Origin of the sequence: Streptomyces sp. NBC_01275, from assembly GCF_026340655.1 — a bacterium.
Taxonomy (GTDB): domain Bacteria; phylum Actinomycetota; class Actinomycetes; order Streptomycetales; family Streptomycetaceae; genus Streptomyces.
Window position 1 is genome coordinate 1,578,656 of sequence record NZ_JAPEOZ010000001.1, and the last position, 22,614, is coordinate 1,601,269.

The 22,614-nt window shown below is 71.3% G+C and carries 20 protein-coding genes and 2 tRNA genes; 5 read left to right on the forward strand and 17 right to left on the reverse strand.

Annotated elements, in window-relative coordinates; translation table 11 throughout:
• Window positions 1–6: 6 nt before the first annotated feature.
• The 3 genes from thrS to OG562_RS06665 all read right to left on the reverse strand — a co-directional run bounded on the left by thrS (window position 7) and on the right by OG562_RS06665 (window position 3,859).
• Window positions 7–1,983 carry a threonine--tRNA ligase gene (gene thrS / locus OG562_RS06655; protein WP_266394753.1) on the reverse strand — a complete coding sequence of 659 codons (1,977 nt, stop codon included), beginning with the start codon at window positions 1,981–1,983 and terminating at the stop codon, window positions 7–9.
• Between the two features lie 89 nt (window positions 1,984–2,072).
• The gene (locus OG562_RS06660) at window positions 2,073–3,296 is read right to left on the reverse strand and encodes a hypothetical protein (protein ID WP_266394754.1); all 1,224 of its coding nucleotides are present in this window, start codon (window positions 3,294–3,296) and stop codon (window positions 2,073–2,075) included.
• Complete coding sequence (locus tag OG562_RS06665) at window positions 3,293–3,859, reverse strand: DUF4365 domain-containing protein (protein ID WP_266394756.1); 567 nt, start codon at window positions 3,857–3,859, stop codon at window positions 3,293–3,295. The genes OG562_RS06660 and OG562_RS06665 overlap by 4 nt, the downstream gene beginning before the upstream one ends.
• A 266-nt stretch (window positions 3,860–4,125) precedes the next feature.
• Between OG562_RS06665 and OG562_RS06670 the strand changes: the two genes are divergently transcribed.
• Window positions 4,126–4,851, forward strand: a complete 726-nt coding sequence (locus OG562_RS06670; RefSeq protein WP_266394757.1) for a 3'-5' exonuclease — start codon at window positions 4,126–4,128, stop codon at window positions 4,849–4,851.
• 62 nt (window positions 4,852–4,913) lie between these two features.
• Here OG562_RS06670 and OG562_RS06675 read toward each other — a convergent pair.
• Together OG562_RS06675 and OG562_RS06680 are read right to left on the reverse strand one after the other, a co-directional pair.
• Window positions 4,914–4,985 (reverse strand) — tRNA-Val (locus OG562_RS06675).
• A gap of 39 nt (window positions 4,986–5,024) precedes the next feature.
• Window positions 5,025–5,474 carry an SRPBCC family protein gene (locus OG562_RS06680; protein WP_266394759.1) on the reverse strand — a complete coding sequence of 150 codons (450 nt, stop codon included), beginning with the start codon at window positions 5,472–5,474 and terminating at the stop codon, window positions 5,025–5,027.
• Window positions 5,475–5,575: 101 nt separating this feature from the next.
• Between OG562_RS06680 and OG562_RS06685 the strand changes: the two genes are divergently transcribed.
• Window positions 5,576–7,882 (forward strand): SCO7613 C-terminal domain-containing membrane protein, encoded by a 2,307-nt coding sequence (locus OG562_RS06685; protein WP_266394761.1) that lies wholly within the window; start codon window positions 5,576–5,578, stop codon window positions 7,880–7,882.
• A gap of 7 nt (window positions 7,883–7,889) precedes the next feature.
• Here the strand turns inward: OG562_RS06685 and OG562_RS06690 are convergent, their stop codons facing one another.
• From OG562_RS06690 to OG562_RS06720, 7 genes are all read right to left on the reverse strand, one after another.
• On the reverse strand, window positions 7,890–10,625 hold the full coding sequence (locus OG562_RS06690) for a Tat pathway signal sequence domain protein (RefSeq protein ID WP_266394762.1): 2,736 nt from the start codon (window positions 10,623–10,625) through the stop codon (window positions 7,890–7,892).
• Window positions 10,626–10,721: 96 nt separating this feature from the next.
• The gene (locus OG562_RS06695) at window positions 10,722–11,327 is read right to left on the reverse strand and encodes a hypothetical protein (protein WP_266394764.1); all 606 of its coding nucleotides are present in this window, start codon (window positions 11,325–11,327) and stop codon (window positions 10,722–10,724) included.
• A gap of 12 nt (window positions 11,328–11,339) precedes the next feature.
• The gene (locus tag OG562_RS06700) at window positions 11,340–12,260 is read right to left on the reverse strand and encodes a carbohydrate ABC transporter permease (RefSeq protein ID WP_266394765.1); all 921 of its coding nucleotides are present in this window, start codon (window positions 12,258–12,260) and stop codon (window positions 11,340–11,342) included.
• Window positions 12,257–13,219 (reverse strand): carbohydrate ABC transporter permease, encoded by a 963-nt coding sequence (locus OG562_RS06705; protein ID WP_266394766.1) that lies wholly within the window; start codon window positions 13,217–13,219, stop codon window positions 12,257–12,259. Before OG562_RS06705 ends, OG562_RS06700 begins: the two co-directional genes overlap by 4 nt.
• Window positions 13,220–13,262: 43 nt before the next feature.
• Window positions 13,263–14,549: an ABC transporter substrate-binding protein gene (locus OG562_RS06710; protein ID WP_266394767.1), complete on the reverse strand. Its 1,287-nt coding sequence runs from the start codon at window positions 14,547–14,549 to the stop codon at window positions 13,263–13,265.
• Window positions 14,550–15,737: 1,188 nt separating this feature from the next.
• Window positions 15,738–15,809 (reverse strand) — tRNA-Val (locus tag OG562_RS06715).
• A 78-nt stretch (window positions 15,810–15,887) separates the two neighbouring features.
• Window positions 15,888–16,349 carry a TIGR02611 family protein gene (locus OG562_RS06720; RefSeq protein WP_266394768.1) on the reverse strand — a complete coding sequence of 154 codons (462 nt, stop codon included), beginning with the start codon at window positions 16,347–16,349 and terminating at the stop codon, window positions 15,888–15,890.
• A 191-nt stretch (window positions 16,350–16,540) separates the two neighbouring features.
• On the opposite strand from OG562_RS06720, the gene OG562_RS06725 reads away from it, so the two are divergent.
• Both OG562_RS06725 and OG562_RS06730 read left to right on the forward strand, forming a co-directional pair.
• Window positions 16,541–16,954 (forward strand): SsgA family sporulation/cell division regulator, encoded by a 414-nt coding sequence (locus tag OG562_RS06725; RefSeq protein WP_004002642.1) that lies wholly within the window; start codon window positions 16,541–16,543, stop codon window positions 16,952–16,954.
• Between the two features lie 296 nt (window positions 16,955–17,250).
• Window positions 17,251–17,811 (forward strand): CGNR zinc finger domain-containing protein, encoded by a 561-nt coding sequence (locus OG562_RS06730; protein WP_266394770.1) that lies wholly within the window; start codon window positions 17,251–17,253, stop codon window positions 17,809–17,811.
• A 221-nt stretch (window positions 17,812–18,032) separates the two neighbouring features.
• Here the strand turns inward: OG562_RS06730 and OG562_RS06735 are convergent, their stop codons facing one another.
• Both OG562_RS06735 and OG562_RS06740 read right to left on the reverse strand, forming a co-directional pair.
• Window positions 18,033–18,185: a hypothetical protein gene (locus OG562_RS06735; RefSeq protein WP_020128804.1), complete on the reverse strand. Its 153-nt coding sequence runs from the start codon at window positions 18,183–18,185 to the stop codon at window positions 18,033–18,035.
• A gap of 242 nt (window positions 18,186–18,427) precedes the next feature.
• Window positions 18,428–18,877 (reverse strand): hypothetical protein, encoded by a 450-nt coding sequence (locus tag OG562_RS06740; RefSeq protein WP_266394771.1) that lies wholly within the window; start codon window positions 18,875–18,877, stop codon window positions 18,428–18,430.
• Between the two features lie 236 nt (window positions 18,878–19,113).
• Between OG562_RS06740 and OG562_RS06745 the strand changes: the two genes are divergently transcribed.
• Entirely contained in the window at window positions 19,114–19,695 is a 582-nt protein-coding gene (locus tag OG562_RS06745; protein ID WP_266394773.1) for a DsbA family protein, read from the forward strand.
• A 116-nt stretch (window positions 19,696–19,811) separates the two neighbouring features.
• On the opposite strand, the gene OG562_RS06750 is transcribed toward OG562_RS06745, so the two are convergent.
• The 3 genes from OG562_RS06750 to OG562_RS06760 all read right to left on the reverse strand — a co-directional run bounded on the left by OG562_RS06750 (window position 19,812) and on the right by OG562_RS06760 (window position 22,584).
• A complete protein-coding gene (locus OG562_RS06750; RefSeq protein WP_266394775.1) occupies window positions 19,812–20,636 on the reverse strand; it encodes an N-acetyltransferase in 825 nt (274 codons plus the stop codon).
• A gap of 71 nt (window positions 20,637–20,707) precedes the next feature.
• Window positions 20,708–21,529, reverse strand: a complete 822-nt coding sequence (locus OG562_RS06755) for an aminotransferase class IV (RefSeq protein WP_266394776.1) — start codon at window positions 21,527–21,529, stop codon at window positions 20,708–20,710.
• Entirely contained in the window at window positions 21,526–22,584 is a 1,059-nt protein-coding gene (locus OG562_RS06760; RefSeq protein ID WP_266394777.1) for a chorismate-binding protein, read from the reverse strand. Before OG562_RS06760 ends, OG562_RS06755 begins: the two co-directional genes overlap by 4 nt.
• Window positions 22,585–22,614 lie beyond the last annotated feature (30 nt).

Consider the following 22,614-nt stretch of genomic DNA (forward strand, 5'->3'; position numbering starts at 1 on the left):
ACGGCGTCAGACCTGCGTCCGCTCCTCCACGACCTTCGCGATCTTCGCGATGGCCTCGTCGAACGGGATGCCGTTCTCCTGCGAGCCGTCGCGGTAGCGGAAGGACACCGAGCCGTTCGACATGTCCTCGTCGCCCGCGATGACCATGAAGGGCACCTTCTGCTTCTGGGCGTTGCGGATCTTCTTCTGCATCCGGTCGGAGGACGAGTCGACCTCGACCCGCAGCCCCTGCTTCTTGGCGGCCGCGGCGAACTTCTCCAGGTACTCCACGTGCCCGTCGCCGATCGGGATGCCGAGCGCCTGGACCGGGGCCAGCCACGCCGGGAACGCGCCCGCGTAGTGCTCCAGGAGCACCGCGAAGAACCGCTCGATGGAGCCGAACAGCGCGCGGTGGATCATGACCGGACGCTGCTTGGAGCCGTCGGGGCCCGTGTACTCCAGGTCGAAGCGCTCGGGCAGGTTGAAGTCGAGCTGGATGGTCGACATCTGCCAGGTGCGGCCGATGGCGTCCTTGGTCTGGACGGAGATCTTCGGCCCGTAGAAGGCGGCGCCGCCCGGGTCGGGAACGAGGGGCAGGCCCTGCTTCTCGGCGACCTCGCGCAGCGTCTCGGTCGCCTCCTCCCAGACCTCGTCGGAGCCGACGAACTTCTCCGGGTCCTTGGTGGACAGCTCGAGGTAGAAGTCGTTGAGGCCGTAGTCCCGCAGCAGGCCGAGGACGAAGGTGAGCGTCTTGTCGAGCTCCTCCGACATCTGCTCGCGGGTGCAGTAGATGTGCGCGTCGTCCTGCGTGAAGCCGCGCGCACGGGTCAGGCCGTGCACGACGCCGGACTTCTCGTACCGGTACACGGTCCCGAACTCGAAGAGGCGCAGCGGCAGTTCACGGTAGGAGCGGCCGCGCGCGTCGAAGATCAGGTTGTGCATCGGGCAGTTCATGGGCTTGAGGTAGTAGTCCACGCCCTCGTCGAGCTGCATGGGCGGGTACATGCCGTCGGCGTACCAGTCCAGGTGCCCGGACGTCTCGAAGAGCTTCCCCTTCGTCGCGTGCGGGGTGTAGACGAACTCGTAGCCCTCCTCCTCGTGCCGGCGGCGCGAGTAGTCCTCCATCACGCGGCGGATGATGCCGCCCTTGGGGTGGAAGACGGCGAGGCCGGAGCCGATCTGCTCCGGGATGGAGAAGAGGTCCAGCTCGCTGCCCAGCTTGCGGTGGTCGCGCTTCTCGGCCTCGGCGAGGAAGTCGAGGTGCGCCTTCAGCTCCTCCTTGGAGGGCCAGGCCGTGCCGTAGATGCGCTGGAGCATGGGGTTCTTCTCGCTGCCGCGCCAGTAGGCGGCCGCGTTGCGCATCAGCTTGAACGCCGGGATGAGGCGGGTGGAGGGCAGGTGGGGACCGCGGCAGAGGTCCTTCCAGCACAGGTCGCCGGTCTTGGCGTCCAGGTTGTCGTAGATCGTCAGCTCGCCGGCGCCGACCTCGACGTCCGCGCCGTCGTCGGTGGAGGCCGCGCCCTTGAGGCCGATGAGCTCCAGCTTGTACGGCTCGTCGGCCAGCTCCTCGCGGGCCGCCTCGTCGGTGACCACGCGGCGGGCGAAGCGCTGGCCCCGCTTCTGGATCTCCTGCATCTTCTTCTCGACGGCCTTGAGGTCCTCGGGCGTGAACGGCTTCTCGACGTCGAAGTCGTAGTAGAAGCCGTCCTTGACCGGCGGGCCGATGCCCAGCTTGGCCTCGGGGAAGATCTCCTGCACGGCCTGGGCCATCACGTGCGCGGTGGAGTGGCGCAGGATGTTGAGGCCGTCCTCGGAGGAGATCTCGACGCCCTCGACCTCTTCCTCGTCGGAGAGCACGTACGACAGGTCCCTGAGCTCGCCGCCCACGCGCGCGGCGATGATCGAGCGCTCGCCGGCGAAGAGGTCGGCGGCCGTAGTGCCCGTCGTCACCGTGCGCTCTTCCCGCTCGGAATCGCGTTGGATGATCACACGGACGTCTGACACCGGTCTCTCCTGACTGAAGGGGGTGCGGCGCCATACCGAGAGCGCGCGCAAGAGGCGATCGTACCGACCCGCACCCGTCGACCGCGAAATCAGTCCCCTTCGCAGGCCTCCTCGAAGAAGGCCCTGATCTCCTCGGTCTCCTGGAGCGACTTCATCAGCCGGTCCCGTTCGGCGTCGTCGACCTGCACGGGTACGACTCCGCAGGCCCCGGTGACCCGCCGGAAGCCTCCCCTGCTCTCCAGCCGCCCCTGCACCCGCACCGGCAGTCCGACCAGGTGGGCCTGTCCGGCGACGCGGTAGTCCTCCTCGTCGAGGGTGAGCCGCACGTGCGGGATCTCGGCCCCGGCGAGGATCTGCAGCCGTACGCTGCCCTCGCCGCGCGGCCCCGACCTGCGCATCCGGACCACGGTGCCGGTGATCCGCACGGGCACGGAGGGTTCCTCGCGCAGATAGCGGGCGCCGGCCTCGCGCAGGACGGGCAGGTCGCCGGGCGAGAACTCGAGGGGCTCGGGGCCCGCCGCGCAGTCCTCGGGGACCCCGGCCGCGGGCGACCACTGCACGGCGATCCTGGCGCCCTCGGCGCCCCGGACCAGGGCGATGAGCGCCTCGGTGAGCTCGCGGCTGGCGCCGGCCTCGACGGCGCCGTCGAAGGCGTCCATGCCGCCGGTGGCCCGCTGGTAGTCGATGGCCTCGCGGACCGCGTACAGGGCCTGGTGGAGGCGTACGGCGAGGGGGCGGCCGGCGTCGACGGGCACGAAGCCGGTCAGCCGGCGGCCGTCGGGCGCGGAGCCGACGAGGACGTGGTCGAGGAGCGCGGTGGCCGCGTGCCGGTGGCGGGCGCCGTAGTAGCCGGCCCGGGCGCGGGTGGCGAGCGCGCCGGCGAGGAGCATCTGGCGGGCGGCGCCGCGCAGCTGTTCCTCGACGGTCCAGGGCGTGGCCCCGGCGGGCCCCTCCGGGGTGTCGCGCCACCAGCGGATCTCGTCGCTGGGGACGGCGAGCCCGACCAGCACCTCGCGGGCGGAGGGCGTGCCGCTGCGGGCCAGGGCGAGGAGCGCCTCGCCGAGCAGGTCGTCGCTGTCGGGGAAGGCGCGGCTCTCAGGGACGAGCAGGCTCATTCCGCCGCCGCCCGGTCCGGGCGGGGTCCAGCGGCCGTAGCGTCCCACGGCTCCGCCGCGCCGCTGCCAGCCGTGGCGGCGCAGCAGGGCGCCGAGGACGGCCGGGTCGACGTCGCCGGGCTGCGGGGAGCGGTCCCAGTGGGGCTCGGGATGCGGGCGTACGGCTCGCAGGGGTTCGTCGAGGGGGCGGTGGGTCATGGTCTGCCTCCCGTCCCGACCCGCGTCATGATCTCGCACAGCGCTCGGTCGTCGAAGATGCGTGCGGTCGGTATCCGCACGGTGGTCCGGGTCCGCCCGGTGATCGGGTGGCCGGCGAGATTGACCCAGTAGCAGCAGTGCCGCAGGTCGAGGCGGTCGTGGCCGGCGCGCAGCCACTGGTCCTGCGACCGGGGGACGATCATCACGACGAGAATCTTGTGCACCGACACCGGGGTGCGGGCGAGTTTGCGCAGGTGGTCGTTGTCGAGGGTGAAGGAGAAGGAGCGGCCCGGTGGGCCGGGCGGGATCTGGTAGGTGGCCTTGAGCTGCACCTTGATGGTGACCTCGTCGTCCACCGTGTGTCCGGGCGCGCTGTGGCTGACGTGCCAGTCGATGCCGTTGTCGGGGAACGGCTGGGACAGCGAGCACCCCGCGGCCGCCGCGACCGCGTGCAGATAGCCCACCTGCAGGGTCTCCATGCAGGCGGTGGTGGCGAGTGTGCCGCGATGGGGGCCCGTGCGTTCGGGCAGCAGCCCGCCCCGCTCGGGCTGCGCTATCGCCATGACCAACAGCCTTCCAAGCCAGGTGAGTTCCCCGCGCCGGATGGCCGTGCGATCCCGCGCCGGGGTCGAATGATTTCCCGCGTCGGGCCGTTGAACCGCTCCGAACTGCTCCGAATCACTTCCGAACTGCCCTGAACTGCTCTGAACTGCAAAGACCCGTACCCCTGTTGTGTCCTTCCGGCGTACGGCGCAAACAGCCCGGGTATCACCAAACAGGCAGAAGACGGGGCGTCAGCTGCCGTGGGTGAACGAGGGGTTGTGTTGGTATGGCGAACTGGTACGAGGGGCCGCTGGCCGCTTTCGACACGGAGACGACGGGCGTCGACGTGGAGGCCGACCGGATCGTGTCGGCCGCTCTCGTCGTCCAGGACGCGCCGGGCGTCCGGCCGCGGGTGAGCCGCTGGCTGGTGAACCCGGGCGTGCCGGTGCCCGCCGAGGCGACGGCGGTGCACGGACTGACGGAGGAGCATCTGCAGCGCAACGGCCGGTGGCCGGCGCCGGTGATGTTCGAGATAGCCGAGCTGCTGGCCGAACAGGCGGCCGCGGGACGGCCGTTGGTGGTGATGAACGCGCCGTTCGATCTGACGCTGCTCGACCGTGAGCTGCGTCGCCACCGCGCGTCGTCGCTGGGCCACTGGCTGGAGCCGGCGCCGCTGCGGGTGCTGGACCCGAGGGTCCTGGACAAGCATCTGGACCGCTACCGCAAGGGCCGGCGCACGCTCACCGACCTGTGCGGGCACTACGGCGTGACGCTGGCCGACGCGCATGACGCGGCGGCGGACGCGCTGGCCTCGCTGGAGGTCGTGCGGGCGCTGGGGCGGCGGTTCGCAGCGCGGCTGGAGCGGTTGTCCCCGGCGGAGCTGCACGCGCTGCAGACGGCGTGGCACGCGGCGCAGGCGCGGGGGCTCCAGGCGTGGTTCGCGCGCAGCGGCACTCCGGAGACGGTGGACACGTCGTGGCCGTTGCGCCCGGCGCTGTCCGCCGCGGCCTAAGGACTGTCCGCAGCGGTGCACAAAGAAAGCCGGTCCGCGTACTGCGGACCGGCTCTTCCCGGTGGGCGATACTGGGTTCGAACCAGTGACCTCTTCGGTGTGAACGAAGCGCTCTCCCACTGAGCTAATCGCCCGGGAACGCACTGAACCATACAGGTCCCCGCACGCTTCCTTCAAACCGCTTCGAGGTACGCCGCGAGTCCGCGCCGTCCGGCGCGCATCATCAGCCAGTGGTTGGCGCGGAACACCGGCCGCCCGGGCACGGCGAAGCGGCGCAGCAGCGGCTTGTTCACCTCGACGGTCTGCTCGTAACGGGCGAGCGTGCCGCCGCCGTCGTCGGGGGTGACGGTCCAGCGCGCCCAGCCGACGATGTCGCCGGACACGGCGATCTCCAGCACTCCGGCCGCCGGATCGCGCCGTACGGCCCGTGCGGTGAAGGTCATGTCGTAGGGCAGGAGCGAACGGATGCGGACGGCGCCGGTGGTGTCGTCGATCCGGTGTACTTCGCGCAGCTGCCGCCACCAGAGCGGATAGTCCTCGGCCCGCTCCAGCGCGGCGTACACGACGGCGGGCGGCGCGGGCAGGGCCCACAGGCTGAGAAAGCGGTAATGGGTCCAGTCCATGGGCCGAGTGTGCCCGCGCGGGGGCCCGGCGAACGGCATTTGAGTACGTTCTGAGTACGCGCGCTCATGCCGTACGACGTGACGCGGCCCACACTCCAGGCATGACGCATATTCCGCCTCCGGTCGAGGAGTTGCGGCTCCTCGACACCGAGCTGCGGCAACTGGACTCCCGCCGGGCCCAGTTGCTGGCCCGCCGCGCCTGGCTGGTGACCGCGCTTCAGCAGCCGGTACGGCCGATCGCGTCGGCGCCTGTGGGACCGCCCCGCCCGGAGGCCACCGCACCGGGCGTGCAGAACGTTCTTCTCCTGCTCGGCGGCATCCTGCTCACGGTCGCGGCGATGGTGTTCACGCTGGTCAGCTGGGGGCACCTGGGGATCGTCGGCCGGTCCCTGGTGCTCGGCGCGGTGACGCTGGCCGTGCTCGGCGCACCGGTGGCGCTGCTGCGGCGGGGGCTGCGCTCGACCGCCGAGTCGGTCGCGGGCCTCGGCCTCGCGCTCACGGCGCTGGACGCGTTCGCCCTGCACGAGGTGGCGTTCCGGGCCGCGGACAGCACGACGTACGTGGCGACCTGCGCGACGGCTCTCGCCGCGCTCTGGACGGCGTACGGCACGGCCTTCGGCGGCCTTCGCCTGCCCCGCCCGGCCGGGCTGCTGATCGCCCAACTCCCCCTGCCTCTCTGGGTGGTGGCGGCCGGCGGCGGGCCGTACGCGGTCACGGCCGGGGTGCTGCTGACGGCGGCGGCGGACGCGGCGGTCGCGCTGCGAGCGGTGTCCGTGCGGCCCGTCGCCGTGGTGTGCGCGTTCGGGGCGGGCGGCTACGGCGTGCTGGCGGCCGGTCTGCTCTGCCTGGACGCGTCCGGTCCGGGCGCCGCCGCCCGTGCGGCGGCGCTCCTGTTCCTCGCGGCGGTCATCGCGTTGGCCGCCGCGAGGTTCACCCCCCGGCCCGGGCTCGCAACGGGTACGGCGCTGGCGGGCGCCCTGTGCGCGGTCGCCGGCGTCGGCGGTGTCCTGCGCGTGTCGGTGCCCGGCGAGTGGGTCGTGCCCGCGTGTCTGGCCTGCGGAATCGCCCTGCTGCCCGCCGCGCGGGGCACGGAGCCGGTGCGCCGGGGTCTCACTCTGGCCTCCGTCGTCGTGCAGGCCGGTGCGGTGCTGTCGGCGGCGCCGGCCGTGGGCGTCACGCTGCTCGGGCCGACGGCCTGGCTGGGCCGGGTGTGGGCGGGGGCTCCGCAGGACGCTCGTACGGCGGCGACGGTCGACGCGTTCTGGCCGCCGCACTCGGCCACCGCTCCGCTGGTCCTCGCCGCGGTCGCCGCAGTCCTCGTGCTGCGCGGCGCCCAGTGGCGCCCGCATGCGCTCGCCTTGGCGTGGGGGGCGGTGATCGTGTTCCCCACGGCGCTCGAACTGCCGTACAGCATGGGCCTGTCGGTGCTCGGGATCGCCGTCGTGGCGCTCCTCGGGCTCGGGACTCGGCCGGCGATCGGGCTCGCCCTGGCGACCTCCGTCAGTCTCGGCCTCCTCTCCCTGGCCGCCGAGAACGCGACCCTGGCCGTACTCGCGTCGCTGACCGCCGTGTTCGCGGTGGCCGCCCGGCGCGGGCGGCTCACCCCGGTGTCCGCGGCCGCCTCCCTCGGATACGCGACGGCGCTGGCGTGCGCGGTGGGCGCCTCCGCCGGCTGGCGGCCGGAGCAGATCGCACTGCTGGTGCTGGCGATCCCGGTGGCCGCGGCCCTGATCGCGCCGCGGATCGACGACTCGGCCACGACGGTCGCGGTCGAGACGACGGGAGCCGTGGCCGGCCTGGTCGCCGTCGGCCTCGCGGTCTTCGACCCGCCGCTGCTCGCCCTGGTGCTGTCCCTGTGCGCGGTGATCGCCGCGGGCACCGCCGTACGCCCCGACCGCCGACCCGTCGGCTACGCGGCCGCCGCCCTCTTCGCGCTGGCCGCCTGGGTCCGGCTGGCGTCCTGGGGCGTCACCGTGCCCGAGGCCTACACGCTGCCGGTGACCGTTCCGGCGCTGCTGGTCGGAGCCCTGCGCCGGCGCCGCGCCCCCGAGACGTCGTCCTGGACGGCGTACGGTCCCGGGCTCGCCGCCACGCTGCTGCCGAGCCTCGCCGCCGCCTGGGGCGGGACGGGCTGGACCCGTCCGCTGCTGCTCGGCACGGCAGCCCTGCTGCTCACCCTGCTGGGCGGCCGGCACCGGATCCAGGCGCCCCTCGTGCTGGGCGGCTCGGTGCTCGTCCTGGACGGGGTGCGCGAACTCTCCCCGTATCTCGTCCAGATGGCCGACGCGCTCCCCCGCTGGGTTCCTCCCGCCCTCGCCGGACTGCTGCTGCTCGCCGTCGGCGCGACGTACGAGCAGCGACTGCGGGACGTCCGACGGGTGCGGGAGGTCCTGGGGCGGATGAACTAGCCGCCGGCTACGGCATCTTGTCGCCCAGGAGTGCCAGGTTCTCGATGGCGGCGAGGCCGTAGAGGGCGGTGTCGTTGGTGGACACCCAGGCGGCCTCGCTGCCCGCGACGAGGGTGGCGGGGCCGCTCAGCGGCTCCGTCTTCCAGGGCGAGGACTCCATGTAGCCGTCGGAGCTGTAGAACTTCGTCCACGCCCGCTTGGCGAGCGTCGCGTCCCCGGTCTGGACGGCGGCGTACGCGTCCAGGCGGGAGTGGCCCTGGAAGAGCAGCAACGTGCCGAAGTTGGAGCCGTAGCGCGCCGCCTGTTCCGCCTTGGTGGCGTTGAAGTAGCGGCAGTAGTCGAAGTAGGCCTCGTTGAAGGCCGGCATGTCGACCAGGTGGATGAGCTCGGCGCACAGCTCGTTGAGGCCGAAGACGGCGGAGAGGTGCGAGACGCCGACGACGGGGGTCGTGGCGACCGCGAACCTGCCGGTGTCGAGGTCGTACAAGCCGCTGCCCTGCACGAAGCCGTTGGGCTGGGCGGCGATGGTCTCCATGGTGGACAGGACGCGTGCCTTGGCCTTCTCCCACTTGGGGCCCTTGCGCTCCCACTCGGTCAGCCACGCCGACACCAGGCCGCTCCAGTCGGTGCCGAAGCCGATCGACAGGGCGTGCCGGTCGGGCGTGTACGGCTCGGTGCGGATCTTGCGCAGCGGGTCCAGGGCGAGGAACGTCTCGTCGGAGTCGACGTTGGCGTGCATGAGGTCGCCGACGCGTTCGTCGGCGGTGAGGAAGTAGTAGTAGCGGCGGTAGGTGGTGTTGGCGATGCGCTGCTGCTTGGCGCTGTCGGCGTAGTGCTGCACACCGTGCCGGGTGCCCAGGCCCGCCCACTGGCCGAGGTGGTAGACGTCGACCTCGCCGGTGTGCCGGGTCATCGCCTCGGCGAAGCGGAAGATGTCGGACCGGCCGGACCGTATGTACGCGTACCAGAGCCAGAGGTCCGGCGAGAGCTCGGAGTTGTCCCAGGCGTAGCCGCCGATGTCGTACCGCCACTGGTGCCGGACGGTGTCGTAGGTGTGCATGATGTCGCCGTAGTCCCAGAAGCCGTACCAACGGCGTTGCTCCACCTGGTCCTTGTAGTAGGTGAAGAGGAAGTCGAGGTGGTCCTCGATCTTGGCCTTGGCGGGGGTGGAGCGGTCCGGCTCGGAGTAGAGGCCGGGGCCGAAGACCTTCGCCTTGATGAGCTGCTTGGGCGGGGCGACGAGCTGCGGCAACTCCCGTACGGCCTCGACCTGTTCGGCGAGCTTCTCGGGCGTGGGCGTGGACTCGTTGGCCCAGAAGAGGAGTTCGGAGGTACGGGCGATTCCGTAGGGGGTGCCGAAGCCGGGCTCGTAGTCCTCGTAGGTGATGTTGAGGCCCTCGAGCTGCTCGGGGAAGGTGTCCTGGCCCATGCCGTCGTGGTAGAAGCGCAGGTCCATGGGCTGGGCCTCGGGCGACCAGAGCCAGAGGGTGACCTCGGCCTCGTCGGTGTGCGCGTCGCGGACGTCGAGCTGGGCGGGGTGCTTCTCCCAGAAGTCCCGCAGGCCGAAGGAGAATCCGCCGCTCACGCCGCCGACGTAGCCGAAGCCGGAGGCCCGCTTGCCGCCGCCGGCGCCGATCCAGCCGTAGCCCTTCTTGGTGCGTTTGCGGAGGGTGAAGCCGTCGGCGGAGAGCTGGGAGAGGGTGTAGTCGCCCCACTCGGGGATGTACTGGAGGCGGGTGGTGACCCGCTGGTCCCAGGTGGCCGGGTCGGGGAGTTTCTGGCCCGCGTACTGGGCGGCCTGGACGGCGGCGCCGGGGTCGCGGCGCAGGCCGGTGATGCCCTTGACGGCCTCGCGCAGCAGGCCGGAGCCTTCGCCGCCGATGCGGATGTGGCGGTCGTAGGACGCGTCGCGCATCGGGACGGTGAAGCGGACGCCGAGGCCGCGGATGAAGTCGCCGCTGGCCTTGCCCGGTTCCTGCTTCCCGTCGTAGGTGATGGTGTGCACCATGCGGAAGGAGTCGGCGCCCGCGTAGAAGTAGAGGCGGATGGAGAAGGGCAGCCAACTGCGGCTGCCCTTGCGGTGTTTGCCGTCGATGCGGACGACCGCGCGGACCGGGCCCTCCTGCTCGACGGCGACGGCGTCGACGGCGCCCTCGAAGCGCTCGGTCTTGACCGTGCCCTGGTCCTCGTCCTCGATCTCGGGCTGGCGGATCAGGACCAGCCGGCCGTTCCTGGCGATCTCGGTGGAGCCTCGGGTGACCGACTTGATGAGCGTGGCGCCCGACTTGCCGATCTTCGCGGTGATGACGCCGGTCGAGACGTCGATGGTGCCGCCGCTCTTGTCGACGGTGACCTTCTTGGCGGGGGCGGCGGGCGCGCCGGCGGCGAGGGTGAGCTTGCCGGAGCCCGAACTCACCGCGTGCGCGGTCCACTTGAGGGACCCGTCCGGCCAGTAGGCGATCGGCCAGGACTGTACGGGGACGTCCTTGCCGTCGGCGTCGGCGAGCGCGAAGGTCTGGTCGTCCTGGAAGGCGCCCATCGGCCAGGGCACGCCTAGGGTGGAGCCGGGGGCGGCCCCGAGACCGCCGTCCTCCAGCCAGTCCAGGGTCACCGGATCCGCGTCCGCCGCCGCGGCTCTCGGCGCGGCCTCGGCGTCCTTCGCCCCTAGCGCCCAGCTGAACTGGGCGGCGGCTCCGGCGACGGCCGCCGCCTTGAGAAGGGACCTGCGGGGGATGGGAGACATGAGTTGCAGCCTTTCCATGCGGGAGAACGTCTGGTCAGGGGCATGACAGAGAGAGGTGCGGCGCCGGGCGCCGACCTGGTACGAAGGAACCGCGGCTCAGCGGCTGCGGTACCGCTCCTCCACGGCTACCGCCGCCGCTACGACGGCCCCGAGCACGGGGACCGCCAGCGGCGCGATCACCCAGCCGGAGACGGCCACCACGGCCAGCCCGGCGGTGAGCAGGAACGATCCGGCCGGATCGAGCACGGTACGGCGGCCCGCCCGCGCCAGCAGGGCGCGCCAGGACTCCCCCGGCGTCCACACCGCAGCCGCGCGCAGCCCGGCGACCGCGAGCCCGATCAGCGCGAACAGCCCTACGGCCCCCACGAACGGCCCGCCGGGGATCCCGGCCCGCGCGGCCTGCACGTCCACCCAGACCGCGGCCGCCGCCGCCCACCCGGCGAGCCCGGCGAGCCACCCGCCGCGCAGGGCCGCCCGGAAGTCGGCGACGAACTCCCGTAGGCCGCCGGCCTCATGGGCCGTACGGCGGCGCAGATGCCGGGCCCCGGCGGCGAAGGCGGCCGGATAGGTGACCACGCCGAGCGAGGCCACCGCGATCCACACCCCCGTGAGCAGACACTCGGCGAACACCCCGAAGCGTTCGGCGAGGACGGACTCCTTGCGCTCCTTGTGGCTACGGGCTTTCACGCGTGCTTCGGCCATGGGGGAACCGCCTCAGCCCTTCAGTCCGGAGGTCGCCATTCCGTCGATGAGATAGCGCTGGAAGGCGAGGAAGAACAGCAGCACCGGCAGCAGCGCCACCAGCGACATGGCGATCAGCCCGCCGTAGTTGGCGGCGACGCCGTCGGAGTCGCGGAACATCGTCAGGCCGAGCGAGACGGTGTACTTGCCGGGCTCGTTGAGGTAGATCAGCGGGCCCATGAAGTCGTTCCAGGCGTTGATGAAGGTGAAGATCGCGCTGGTGATGAGCGCGGGCCGGCACAGCGGCAGCACGATCGACCAGTAGATCCTCAGATGCCCGCACCCGTCGATCCGGGCGGCCTCGTCCAGCTCCCGGGGCAGGTTGCGCATGAACTGCACCATGAGGAAGACGAAGAACGCCTCCGTGGCCAGGTACTTGCCCAGGAGCAGCGGCACATAGGTGTTGATGAGCTCCAGCTTCTGGAACATCACGTACTGCGGGATGAGCAGCACGTGGTACGGCAGCAGCAGCGTGCCGATCATCAGCGAGAACAGCAGGTTCCGGCCGGCGAACCTGATCTTGGCGAAGGCGTACGCGGTCAGCGAGCAGGAGATGAGGATGCCGGCGACGGAGCCCAGCGCGTAGAAGAGGGAGTTCTGGAAGAACGTCCAGATCGAGATGTCGGCGATGCCGTCGGCCAGGCCCTTGAAGTTGTCGAGGATGGGGCTGGTCGGGAACAGGTCCAGGCTGTTGATGATGTTCTTGCTCGGCTTGAACGAGGCCCCGACGACCCACAGGACCGGGTAGAGCACGACGGCGAGGACCAGCAGGGAGCCGAGGTGCCAGACGAGTGAGCCGGCGCGCCTGCGGCCGAGGCCGGCCGACCTGTGCACGGTGGGTCGCTCGGCGGGTGGGCCGGCGGACGCGGTGGTCGGCGTGGTGGCGGCGCTCATCGGGTGTCCTCCGCGTTCTCGTAGTGCACCCACTTCTTCTGCGACCAGAAGAGGACGGCCGTCACCAGGGCCACGGCCAGCAGCAGCATCCAGGCCATCGCGGAGGCGAAGCCCATCTGGGCGTTCTTGAAGCCCTGCTGGTACAGGTAGCAGGTGTAGACGAGCGTGGCGTCGGCCGGGCCGCAGTAGGTGTTGGAGACGACGTAGGCCGAGCCGAAGATCTGGAAGGAGTGGATGGTCTCCAGCAGCACGTTGAAGAAGAGCACCGGGGAGATCATCGGAAGCGTGATGCTCCAGAACCGGCGCAGTGGCCCGGCGCCGTCCATCGCGGCGGCCTCGTACAGCTCCCTGGGCACCTGCTTGAGGCCGGCCAGGAAGATGACCATCGGCGCGCCGAACTGCCAGACGGTGAGCGCGACCAGGCAGTACAGGATCCAGTCGGGGTTGCCGACCCAGCCGCCGACATGGACGCCGAATACCGACAGCGTACGGTCGACGACGGCGTCGTCGGAGAAGAGGGACCGCCAGACGAAGGCGACGGAGACGCTCGCGCCGATGAGCGAGGGGGCGTAGAAGGCGGCCCGGTAGAAGGCCTGTCCGCGCCGGCTCTGGGCGAGCAGCAGGGCCACGCCGAGCGCGAGCAGCAGCTTCAGGGGCGTGCCGATGACGACGTACTTCGCCGTCACCTCGACCGACTTCTGCCAGCGTGGATCGTCGAACATCTTCGTGAAGTTGCCGAAGCCGATCCACTTCGGGCTGTTGAAGAGGTTGTAGTCGGTGAAGGCGAAGTAGAGCGAGGCGGCCATGGGGCCCGCGGTCAGGAGCAGGAAGCCCGCGATCCACGGGGACATGAAGAGATAGCCGGCGAGGTTCTCCCGCCGCCCCCGCCGCTTGTCGGCGGCGGGGGCGGCGGAGCGGGCCTTCCGGGCGGCGGGCGGAGATTCCTTGACGAGCGTCACAGTCGGTTCCCCATCGGGCGTCAGGTGGTTCCCCATCGGGGCGTCAGGCCTGGAAAGCGGCCTCGGACTCGTCGAAGAGCTGCTTCACCGCGTCGGAGACCTTGAGCTTGCCGAGGCTCATGTCGCCGGCGATGCGCAGGAACGCGGCCTCGACGGTGTCGGCGCCGGACGGGTGCGGGGTGATCGTGCCGAGGAGGCCGGCCTTGGCGGTGTCGACCTCGTACTGGGCGATCTCCTTGGCGACCGCGTCGGTCGGCTTGAACGCCTCGTACTGCTCGGTGGTGGCGAGGATGCCCCGGTCGTAGCCCATGATCTTGCCGACCTCGGGGTCGTGGACCATGAAGTCGATGAACTGGGCGACTTCCTTGGGGTGCGAGGTGCGCGCCGAGGCGCTGAGCATCAGGGAGGCGAGGTACTGGCCGGTGTCCTTGCCGTCCGTGGTGGGGATCGGGGCGAGACCGTAGGTGCTGTCGCCCTCCGCCGTGTAGCGGACGGTGAAGTTGTCCCAGGTGAACTCCGCCGCCGCGTGCCCCGCCGAGAGGGAGGACTTGGGGCGGTCCTGGGCGACGGTCTTCGGGTCGGTGATGACCCCGGCCTTGGTGAGGTTGTAGCCGTCCTGCCACCACTCCGTCAGATCGGCCTTGTCGAAGCCGAGTCCGTCCTTGGTGAAGAACGCCTTTCCGTTCTGACGGAGATACAGGTCGTACAGGTACATGATGCTGAAGTAGCCCGTGTCCCCGGGGACCTTCGTCTTGTCATGGATCGTCTTGAGGGCCTTGAAGTAGTCGTCCCAGGTCCAGCCGGGGGTCGCCTCGACGCCCGCCTTCTCGAAGGCCTTCTTGTCGATGACCAGCGCCATGGTGTTGGAGCCGACCGGGACGCCCAGTTGCTTGCCGTCGACCTCGCCGACCTTGGTGACGCCGGCCCGGAAGTCGTCCAGGCTCAGATTACCCGCGTCCACCTGGGACTTGAGGTCGAGGAGAATGCCTCTCTTGTCGTACTTCCGAAGATAAGCGACGGCGTTCTGGAATACGTCCGGTGGATTTCCGCCGGCCGCCTGCGTCTGGAACTTCTCCCAGAAAGCGACATAGTCCTGAAAGTCGGTCTTCACCTTGATCTTCGGATACTTCTTCTCGAAGAGCGCGATGGTCTGATTGATCTTCTTCGCGCGCTCCTCGGCACCCCACCAGGCGTAACGGATCGTCACCGTCCCGTTCCCGGAACCGCTGTCGCCTCCGCATCCCGTGGTCGCGGCCAGCCCGAGCGTGGCCGCGGAAGCTCCGGCCGCCTTCAGGATCGTTCGCCTCTCAACATTCCTGCTGGTCCCCACAGTCGGACCCTCCCCGCAGCGTCGTTGCCGCTTACATGAATCGTTTCAAGAAAGCGCTTGCTGGCACAAGGTACGAGGGGGTTGAGGGAGCGTCAATGATTCGGACAGGAATTTCTTGTGAGGCGGCTCTGCGGCGAGCGGGGGGTTTGGGGGCGACTCGGGGCGGGAGAGGGTGCGAAGTCGCTGGTGAGGGGGGCTTGTTCGGCGTCTCGAACGGATGGTCGGGGGTGAGGGGATGTGCGGAGCGGCTGAAATCCGCCTGGGTGGGCGGGTGTTGGGTGAGGGGTGAATGAGTGTTGGGCGAGTGTTGGGCGACGGGTGGGGCGGGGCTTGGGGTGACGGGTCGGGTGAGGTGTGGGGTGGGCGGGGGCGTGCGGGGTGGGCGTCGACTGGGGGTGTGCGGGGTGGGAGTTGGGGGCGTCGATTGGGGGTGGATGGGGGCTGAGGGGTAGGTGTGGGGCGTGGAGGGGCGGCGGGGGTGCACGGGCGTGGACGCGGGGGCGCGTGAGACACGTAGAGCTAGGGGATGCCACCGGGTGCGGGGCTGCGGTGCAGGCGTGGGCGTGGAGCGCAGGCAGGGGCGCGTGGAGCCGTGGAGCCACAGGGTGCCGCCGGGTGCGGCCGATTGGGCGTGTGGCGTGGGCGGGGGATGCCGGGGCCGGGGATGCCGGGGCGCGTGGGGGTCACGGGGTGGGTCTGGGGAGACTCCTGGTCGCGCGGTGCCACTCGGTGCAGGCGGGGCCTGTGGCGCGGGCCACGGACGCCGGAGGCGTGTGAGGCCGCGGGGGTCACGGGGTGGGGCCGGGGAGACTCCAGGTCGCGCGGTGCCACTCGGTGCAGGCGGGGCCTGTGGCGCGGGCCACGGACGCCGGAGGCGTGTGAGGCCGCGGGGGTCACGGGGTGGGGCCGGGGAGACTCCAGGTCGCGCGGTGCCACTCGGTGCAGGCGGGGCCTGTGGCGCGGGCCACGGACGCCGGAGGCGTGTGAGGCCGCGGGGGTCACGGGGTGGGGCCGGGGAGGCGTGAGGTCGGGCGGTGCACTCGGTGCCACCTGGTGCGGGCGGGCGGGGACCGGCGGGGACTGGTAGCAGGGCCCGGGGTGGGAGGCGGCCGGCGATCGAGTCGGCGGCGGGCGGCACGAACGACGGCGGCCCGTCTGCACTTTCGCAGACGGGCCGCCGTTTCGGGGTGGGCGATACTGGGTTCGAACCAGTGACCTCTTCGGTGTGAACGAAGCGCTCTTCCACTGAGCTAATCGCCCGGACGCAGGAAGAACATTACCCCATGTCAGGGGGTGCCTGTGACCAGGACCGGCCGGCCCCCGCACCCCCGGCGCGGCTCACTGGTCCTTGATCTTCCAGGGCATCTCGAAGCCGAACTTCCACAGGTAGACCCCCACGAGGGCCGCGATGATCACGAGGCCGATCGCGGTCAGGGTGATGTTGCGACGCCTGACCCTCGGGTCGAGGGCGCGCTGGGCGGCCTCGGTGACCTTGCGCTTGGTCCAGCGCAGCACCAGCTGGGCCCAGACGAACTCGGTCGCCCAGATCGCCATGCCGCCGAAGATCACGACCCAGCCGGGTCCGGGCAGCGGCAGCATGATGACGCCGGCGACCACCACGGCCAGGCCGAGCACGAAGACGCCGACCTGCCAGCTCAGGTGGAGCATGCGGCGCGCCTTGACGAATTCCGGCGCCTTGGAGCCGAGCCCCTGCCCGGGCGGCTCCTGCGCCGCTCCGTCCGCCTTCGCCCCGTCCGCCGTCATGGTGACCTCGCCGGGCTCGTCACTCCCCGTATTCATACACCCAGACCCTACCCGAGAGATTCCAGTCACCGGAATGGTGGCACTTCTCGAACGCACCCTCGGCCGGAAGAGTTACGTAAAGACACGCAAAACACTCAGAGGGGTTTACAACGGCACCGTAGGTGGCATGTCGATTTCGCCGACGTGCGAATCCCCGAGCGCACACTGAGCGAAAGGCCCTGGCGCTTATGAACACCACGGTCAGCTGCGAGCTGCACCTGCGCCTCGTTGTGTCGAGCGAGTCCTCCCTGCCTGTCCCCGCAGGCCTGCGGTACGACACGGCCGACCCCTACGCCGTGCACGCCACCTTCCACACCGGAGCCGAGGAAACCGTCGAGTGGGTGTTCGCCCGTGATCTCCTCGCGGAGGGCCTGCATCGGCCCACGGGCACCGGCGACGTCCGTGTCTGGCCGTCGCGCAGTCACGGTCAGGGCGTCGTCTGCATCGCCCTGAGCTCTCCTGAGGGCGAGGCCCTGCTCGAGGCCCCTGCGCGGGCTCTGGAGTCCTTCCTGAAGCGAACGGACGCAGCCGTGCCCCCGGGCACGGAACACCGGCATTTCGATCTCGACCAAGAGCTCTCGCACATCCTGGCGGAAAGCTAGGGCGGAGCTCACACCGAGCTGCCCGGCGCCGTCCACTCGGGGAGACGGCTCGGGCTGAGACAACCGCATACGGTATGCGCCGACGCCGCGCCACGGTCATCCGTGGGGCGGCGTCGGCGTGCGTGCCGGGCATACGGGGCGTGGGGTACGGGTGAGGCGGGCGGAGCCCACGAGACGTACGGCCGGGTCTCCCCCGCCGTCCCCGCATCGACTGACCGTGGCCTGACGGCCCGGGGCGGCTACCATCGGCCAGCATCGGCGGGCGTCCGCCCGACCCCCAGGCCAGGGAGCGAAACGTGCTGATCACCCACGACACCCGGTGTGCGCTCGATGCCGTGGTGGATCTGGTGAACACCGCCCCGGAGGACGACACGACGCCGGACACGCTGACGGATGTCGCCGCCCTCGCGGATTTCGTGCGAAAGCACGAGATCAGCGACGTCGGCGTGCTCTCCGAGTTCGACCTGTCCGCCGTGCGCAAGATCCGTGGCCGGTTCGCAGGCGTCTTCGCGGCGTCGGACGCCCGCGGCGCGGCCAGGCTGATCAACGAGCTGGTGGCCGCCGCCGGCACCACACCGCAGCTCACCGATCACGACGGCTACGACTGGCATGTGCACTACTTCGCGCCCGGCGCCTCCATCGCGGACCACCTGGCGGCCGACTGCGGGATGGCGCTGGCGTTCTTCGTGGTCGCCGGGGAGCAGGAGCGGCTGCGGCGCTGCGAGGCCCCGGACTGCCGGCGCGCCTTCGTCGACCTCTCCCGCAACCGCTCCCGCCGCTACTGCGACAGCCGCACCTGCGGCAACCGCCTCCACGTCGCCGCCTACCGCGCGCGCCGCAAGGAAGCGGCGGGCTGAGCAGCCCCGGGCTGCGGCGGGCTGAGGAAACAGCAGGACAGGGGTCGGCGGCGGGCCGAGGAGAGCGCAGGCCGAGGAGGCTGCCGACCGAGGAGACCGCAGTGGGCGGCCCGCCATGGATCGCTGACGCCTTCACAAGCAGCCCGCGCAGTCGCTGCCGCCCGCCGCCCCTCGATGCCGACGCGGCCCCGGCGGGTGGCGCCGGGGACCGCGGGTACGGCTCACAGCAGCAGCAGGTCATGCAGCGAAGCCATGAGCAGAAGACACCCGATCACCGCCAGAAAGATCATCAGCGGTGGCTGGGAAAGGGCGAAGAGGCACCCGCGCGGCTCGTCCTGCGGCGGCGCGGCGTCGCTCTGTGTCGTGTCCAGCATCTCGCGGGCGATGATGACGTAGACCGCGCCCCCCGCGCGATCAACACGCTCGGTTTGAGCGGGAGTGCGCCGGATTCCGTGGCGTCGGTGCAGGCCGTGATCGTTTCCGCGCGCGGACGGGCCGACTGTGTCGTTTCCACCGCGGGGTCGGCCACAAGGTCAGCTACAGGGTCATCAGCGAGGTCGGCGCTCTGTGCAGGGCCGACGCGGGTGCAGCGCCGCTTCCCGTGCGGTTCGGCCCTTCATATGCCGTGCTTCTTCAGGATGGCCTCGATGTCGCTGAAGTCGTCGGAACCGCCCTGGGCGCGGGGTGCGGCGGCGGGACGAGCCGTCGGGCGGGCCGACTGGCCGAGGGACGGCGCCGAGGCGGCCGGGGCGATCGCGTCGGTCTGCGCGGAGCGGGCGGCCGCTCTGCGCTCCTTGCGGGTGCCGACGCCGCGGCGGCGCTCCAGGGCGCGCGTGCTCGCGAACAGGGCCCAGGCCCCGCCCAGGACGGCGAAGCCCGCCCAGGCGGTGGGGCTGAAGGCGGTGTCGGCCGCCCACTCGACGATCCCGGTCATCACGAGGCCCAGGGGCACCAGGGCATAGGCCGCGATGCGGGCGGCGGCCAGGAAGCGTTTGCGGTAGGCCGTGACCACCGCGATGCCCAGGCCGGCCGCGGCAACAGCGGAACAGACGGTCTCGGCAATCATCCGGTCCTCCACGCGGGTCATTCGTCAGGGCGGCGCTTCGTTCCTTCCATCCTGCACCTCCACACCGCTCACAAGCCATGCTCCGGCCGGACATCAGGGACATCTCCGGGTCGGCTCCTCCGCAGGTGCCGGCCGGGACAAGCCGAAGCCGTTCGGTGAGTGCAGAGGTGAGCGCGCAGGTGAGCGCAGAGCGGTCCGGATTGGGGTAGCCGGACCAGGGCTGGAAGACTGAGCCCATGAGCGACTCCTCCCCGGCTTCCTCCCCCGCCTCGACGTCCGCCGCCACATCCGCAGCCGCATCCGCAGCCGCCCCTGCCCGCCCCGCCGCCGTCGTCCTCGACGTCTGGTGCGAGCTGCAGTGCTCGGACTGCCGTGGCGCGCTCGACGACCTGCGCGCGCTGCGCGAGCGCTACGGCGACCGGCTGGAGTTGCGGCTGCGGCACTTCCCGCTGGAGAAGCACCGGCACTCCTTCGCCGCCGCACAGGCCGCCGAGGAGGCCCTGGAGCAGGGGCAGGGCTGGGCGTACGTGGAGGCCGTGCTGGGGCGGGTCGAGGAGCTGGACCGTAAGGGGGAACCCTTCCTGGTCGAGGTGGCCGGCGAACTCGGGCTGGACGCCGAGGAGTTCGACACGGCCCTGATCGACGGCCGGCACATCCTGATCGTGGACGCCGACCAGGCCGAGGGCAAGGCGATCGGCGTCACCGGCACTCCGACGTACGTCATCGGAGGCGAGCGCCTCGACGGCGGCAAGAGCCAGGAGGGGCTGCGGGAGCGCATCGAGGAGATCGCCGACCGCCTGCTGTCCGAGCAGGGCTGAGCCGGGCCGCCACCAGCCCAGACAGGCACGACAGGCCAGGACGAGCCCCGACACGCCAGGACGAGCCAAGACAGCGCAGGACGGGCCGAGACCGGCCCGGGCGGTCCCCTACGGGCTCAGAGCAGGCTCTTGTACATCGCGTAGCTCACCGGCACGTATCCCAGCGAGTCGTAGAGCCGCTCGGCCGGGGTGTTGCCCGCGAAGACGTTGAGGCCGATGAACCGCGTGCCCGCGTCGATGGCCTGAGCCTCGGCCAGCAGCATCAGGGAGCGGCCGTGGCCCTGGCCGCGGAAGGCCTCGTCGGCCTCGACGTCGTAGACGTACGCCCGCTCCTTGTCGAGGCCCAGCCACAGCGCGCCGACCCGGGTTCCCTCGTGCTCCAGGACGCTGATCAGCATGTTCTTCGTCGCGGGGCCCTGCGGCAGGAGGCGTTCGGTGTCCGCCTCGGCCTTGGCGCGGGCCTCGGTCTCGGCAGTGCCGCGGCTGATCCAGCTCTGGGCGTACTCCTCGATGCCGTGCTGTCGCCAGGGCCCGTACTCGGCCTCGGACAGCGGTCGGCCCGAGGTGCCCGGGGGCAGTTCGGGCGGGACCGTGCCGAGGAGCTTCTCCATGGCGCGGTTGCGGTGGAGGTAGCCGAGGGCCGTGGCGAGACGCAGGGCGGTCCCGGCGTCTACGGGAACCCTGATCTCCATCGTGCGGCAGCCCCAGCTGCGGGCCACCTCCTCGGCGGCGAGCGCGGCCACCGCGCCCCGGCCCCGCCCGCGGTCCGGTTCCTCGATGCGCAGGTCGTCGACGCGAGCGACGGCGGGCCCGAAGTCGGGGTGGGTGGAGAGCTTTATCGCTCCGACGGGACGGCTGTTCACACACACCCGGAAGTGACGGGACAGCGCCCCGCCGCTCGTGCGCTGGAGCGGCTCGGTCGGCCGCAGGGTCGTGGTCATCAGGGGGTTTCTACCCGTCGTCACGGGCCGAAGTCAGCCCGATTTCCCGGCAGTCGCGCCTCGTGCACCCCTTACGGGTCCAGGTCGTCGCCCGCCCGCTCGGCGAAGACGCGCATCGCCTTGGCGGTCACCGGCCCCGGTGCGCCCGGCAGTTCGCGGGCGTCGACGCGGTGCACGGCCTGCACGTCCCGCAGGGTGGAGGTGAGGAAGACCTCCTCGGCCCGCTCCAGCACGTCCAGCGGCAGATCGGTCTCCTTGGCCCCGGTCCACTCGACGGCCAGCTCGCGGGTGATGCCCGCGAGGCAGCCGGAGGCGAGGGGCGGGGTGTGGATCTCGCCGTCCAGGACGACGAAGACGTTCGAACCGGTGCCCTCGCAGAGCTGCCCGACCGTGTTCGCGAACAGGGCTTCGGAGGCGTCGTGCTGGTGGGCGCGGGCCAGGGCGACGACGTTCTCGGCGTACGAGGTGGTCTTCAGGCCGGTGAGCGCGCCGCGTTCGTTGCGGGTCCAGGGGACGGTGATCACGGCGGTGGAGTCGGGCCGGCGGGTGGTGTCGCCGAGGGCGACCACGAGGGTCGGGCCGTGCTCGCCGCGGTCGGAGCCGAGGGGGCCGTGCCCGCCGGTGTAGGTGATGCGCAGTCGGCCCAGCGGCATGGGGTTGGCCTCGAGGACGGCGGCGCAGGCGCGGCGGATCTCCTCGTGGTCGGGGTCGGGCAGGCCGAGGCCGCGCGCGGAGCGGGTGAGCCGGTCGAGATGTCGGGTGAGGGCGAACGTGCCGCCGTCCACCGCCTTGACCGTCTCGAAGATGCCGTCGCCCACGGTCAGCCCGTGGTCGAGGACGGAGACGCGGGCGGATTCGATGTCCTGCAACCCACCGTCGAGCCAGATCTTCACGACTGTCGCTCTCCCTCGTGTTCCCTTGCTTGGTACGTCCCCGACGCTACCGCGAGCAGTCGGGACGCTTTCAGCTCGGTCTCCCGCCACTCCGCCTCGGGGTCGGAGCCCCAGGTGATGCCGGCGCCCGTGCCGAAGCGCAGGAGGGGGGCGTCGGCGGACCGGTCGATCCAGAAGGTGCGGATGCCGACGGCCAGCTCGCCCGCGCCGCGGTCGGCGTCGACCCAGCCGACGCCGCCGCAGTACGGGCCCCGGGGGGAGGTCTCCAGGGCGTCGATGATCCGCAGGGCGCTGGACTTGGGGGCGCCGGTGACCGAGCCGGGCGGGAAGGCTGCGGCGAGCAGCTCGGGCCAGCCGGCGTCCTCGCGCAGTTGTCCCCCGACCGTCGAGACGAGATGGACCAGGCCCGGGTGCTTCTCGACGGCGCACAGGTCGGGGACGGTGACAGTGCCGGTGGCGCAGACCCGTCCGATGTCGTTGCGGACCAGGTCCACGATCATCACGTTCTCGGCGTAGTCCTTGTCGAGGAGGTCGGCCTCGGTGCGTCCGGTGCCCTTGATGGGCCCGGACTCGACGTTGCGACCGTCCCGGCGCAGGAAGAGCTCGGGGGACGCGGTGGCGATCTCGACGCCGCACCCCGGGAGACGAATCGTTCCTGCATACGGTGCCGGGTTGCCGCGGGCCAGCAGGGCGGTGAGGGCGTCCACGTCGGCGTCGGGCGCGACGGGGGCCTCCAGCACGCGGCAGAGATTGGCCTGATAGACCTCGCCGGCCGCGATGTGCTCGCGTATCCGACGTACGCCCGCCGTGTACGCGGCGCGATCGAGCGACGACGTCCAGTCACCGACGGCGGGCCCCCTCCATCGGCCCGGCGCCGGGGCGGGTACGGGCTCCTCGCGTACGTCCGCGAAGCGGGCGCAGGTCAGACGGCCCTCGAAGTCGGCGGACACGGCCCAGAAACCGGTGGATTCGAGGGCCGCGGGGTCGTCGGTGACATCGAGGAGGCCGGTGGCGACGCGGGCGCCGAAGCGGGCGAGAGGCGGGAGGTCGAGCACGATGTCGAGTCTATGGCGGGCTTCTTACGG

What these genes read in the sequence shown, in the direction of transcription:
- OG562_RS06660 (WP_266394754.1), bottom strand. Translation starts at nt 3,296, where the DNA reads ATGACCCACCGCCCCCTCGACGAACCCCTGCGAGCCGTACGCCCGCAT.
- OG562_RS06665 (WP_266394756.1), bottom strand. Translation starts at nt 3,859, where the DNA reads ATGGCGATAGCGCAGCCCGAGCGGGGCGGGCTGCTGCCCGAACGCACG.
- OG562_RS06670 (WP_266394757.1), top strand. Translation starts at nt 4,126, where the DNA reads ATGGCGAACTGGTACGAGGGGCCGCTGGCCGCTTTCGACACGGAGACG.
- OG562_RS06680 (WP_266394759.1), bottom strand. Translation starts at nt 5,474, where the DNA reads ATGGACTGGACCCATTACCGCTTTCTCAGCCTGTGGGCCCTGCCCGCG.
- OG562_RS06685 (WP_266394761.1), top strand. Translation starts at nt 5,576, where the DNA reads ATGACGCATATTCCGCCTCCGGTCGAGGAGTTGCGGCTCCTCGACACC.
- OG562_RS06690 (WP_266394762.1), bottom strand. Translation starts at nt 10,625, where the DNA reads ATGTCTCCCATCCCCCGCAGGTCCCTTCTCAAGGCGGCGGCCGTCGCC.
- OG562_RS06695 (WP_266394764.1), bottom strand. Translation starts at nt 11,327, where the DNA reads ATGGCCGAAGCACGCGTGAAAGCCCGTAGCCACAAGGAGCGCAAGGAG.
- OG562_RS06700 (WP_266394765.1), bottom strand. Translation starts at nt 12,260, where the DNA reads ATGAGCGCCGCCACCACGCCGACCACCGCGTCCGCCGGCCCACCCGCC.
- OG562_RS06720 (WP_266394768.1), bottom strand. Translation starts at nt 16,349, where the DNA reads ATGAATACGGGGAGTGACGAGCCCGGCGAGGTCACCATGACGGCGGAC.
- OG562_RS06725 (WP_004002642.1), top strand. Translation starts at nt 16,541, where the DNA reads ATGAACACCACGGTCAGCTGCGAGCTGCACCTGCGCCTCGTTGTGTCG.
- OG562_RS06735 (WP_020128804.1), bottom strand. Translation starts at nt 18,185, where the DNA reads ATGCTGGACACGACACAGAGCGACGCCGCGCCGCCGCAGGACGAGCCG.
- OG562_RS06740 (WP_266394771.1), bottom strand. Translation starts at nt 18,877, where the DNA reads ATGATTGCCGAGACCGTCTGTTCCGCTGTTGCCGCGGCCGGCCTGGGC.
- OG562_RS06745 (WP_266394773.1), top strand. Translation starts at nt 19,114, where the DNA reads ATGAGCGACTCCTCCCCGGCTTCCTCCCCCGCCTCGACGTCCGCCGCC.
- OG562_RS06750 (WP_266394775.1), bottom strand. Translation starts at nt 20,636, where the DNA reads ATGACCACGACCCTGCGGCCGACCGAGCCGCTCCAGCGCACGAGCGGC.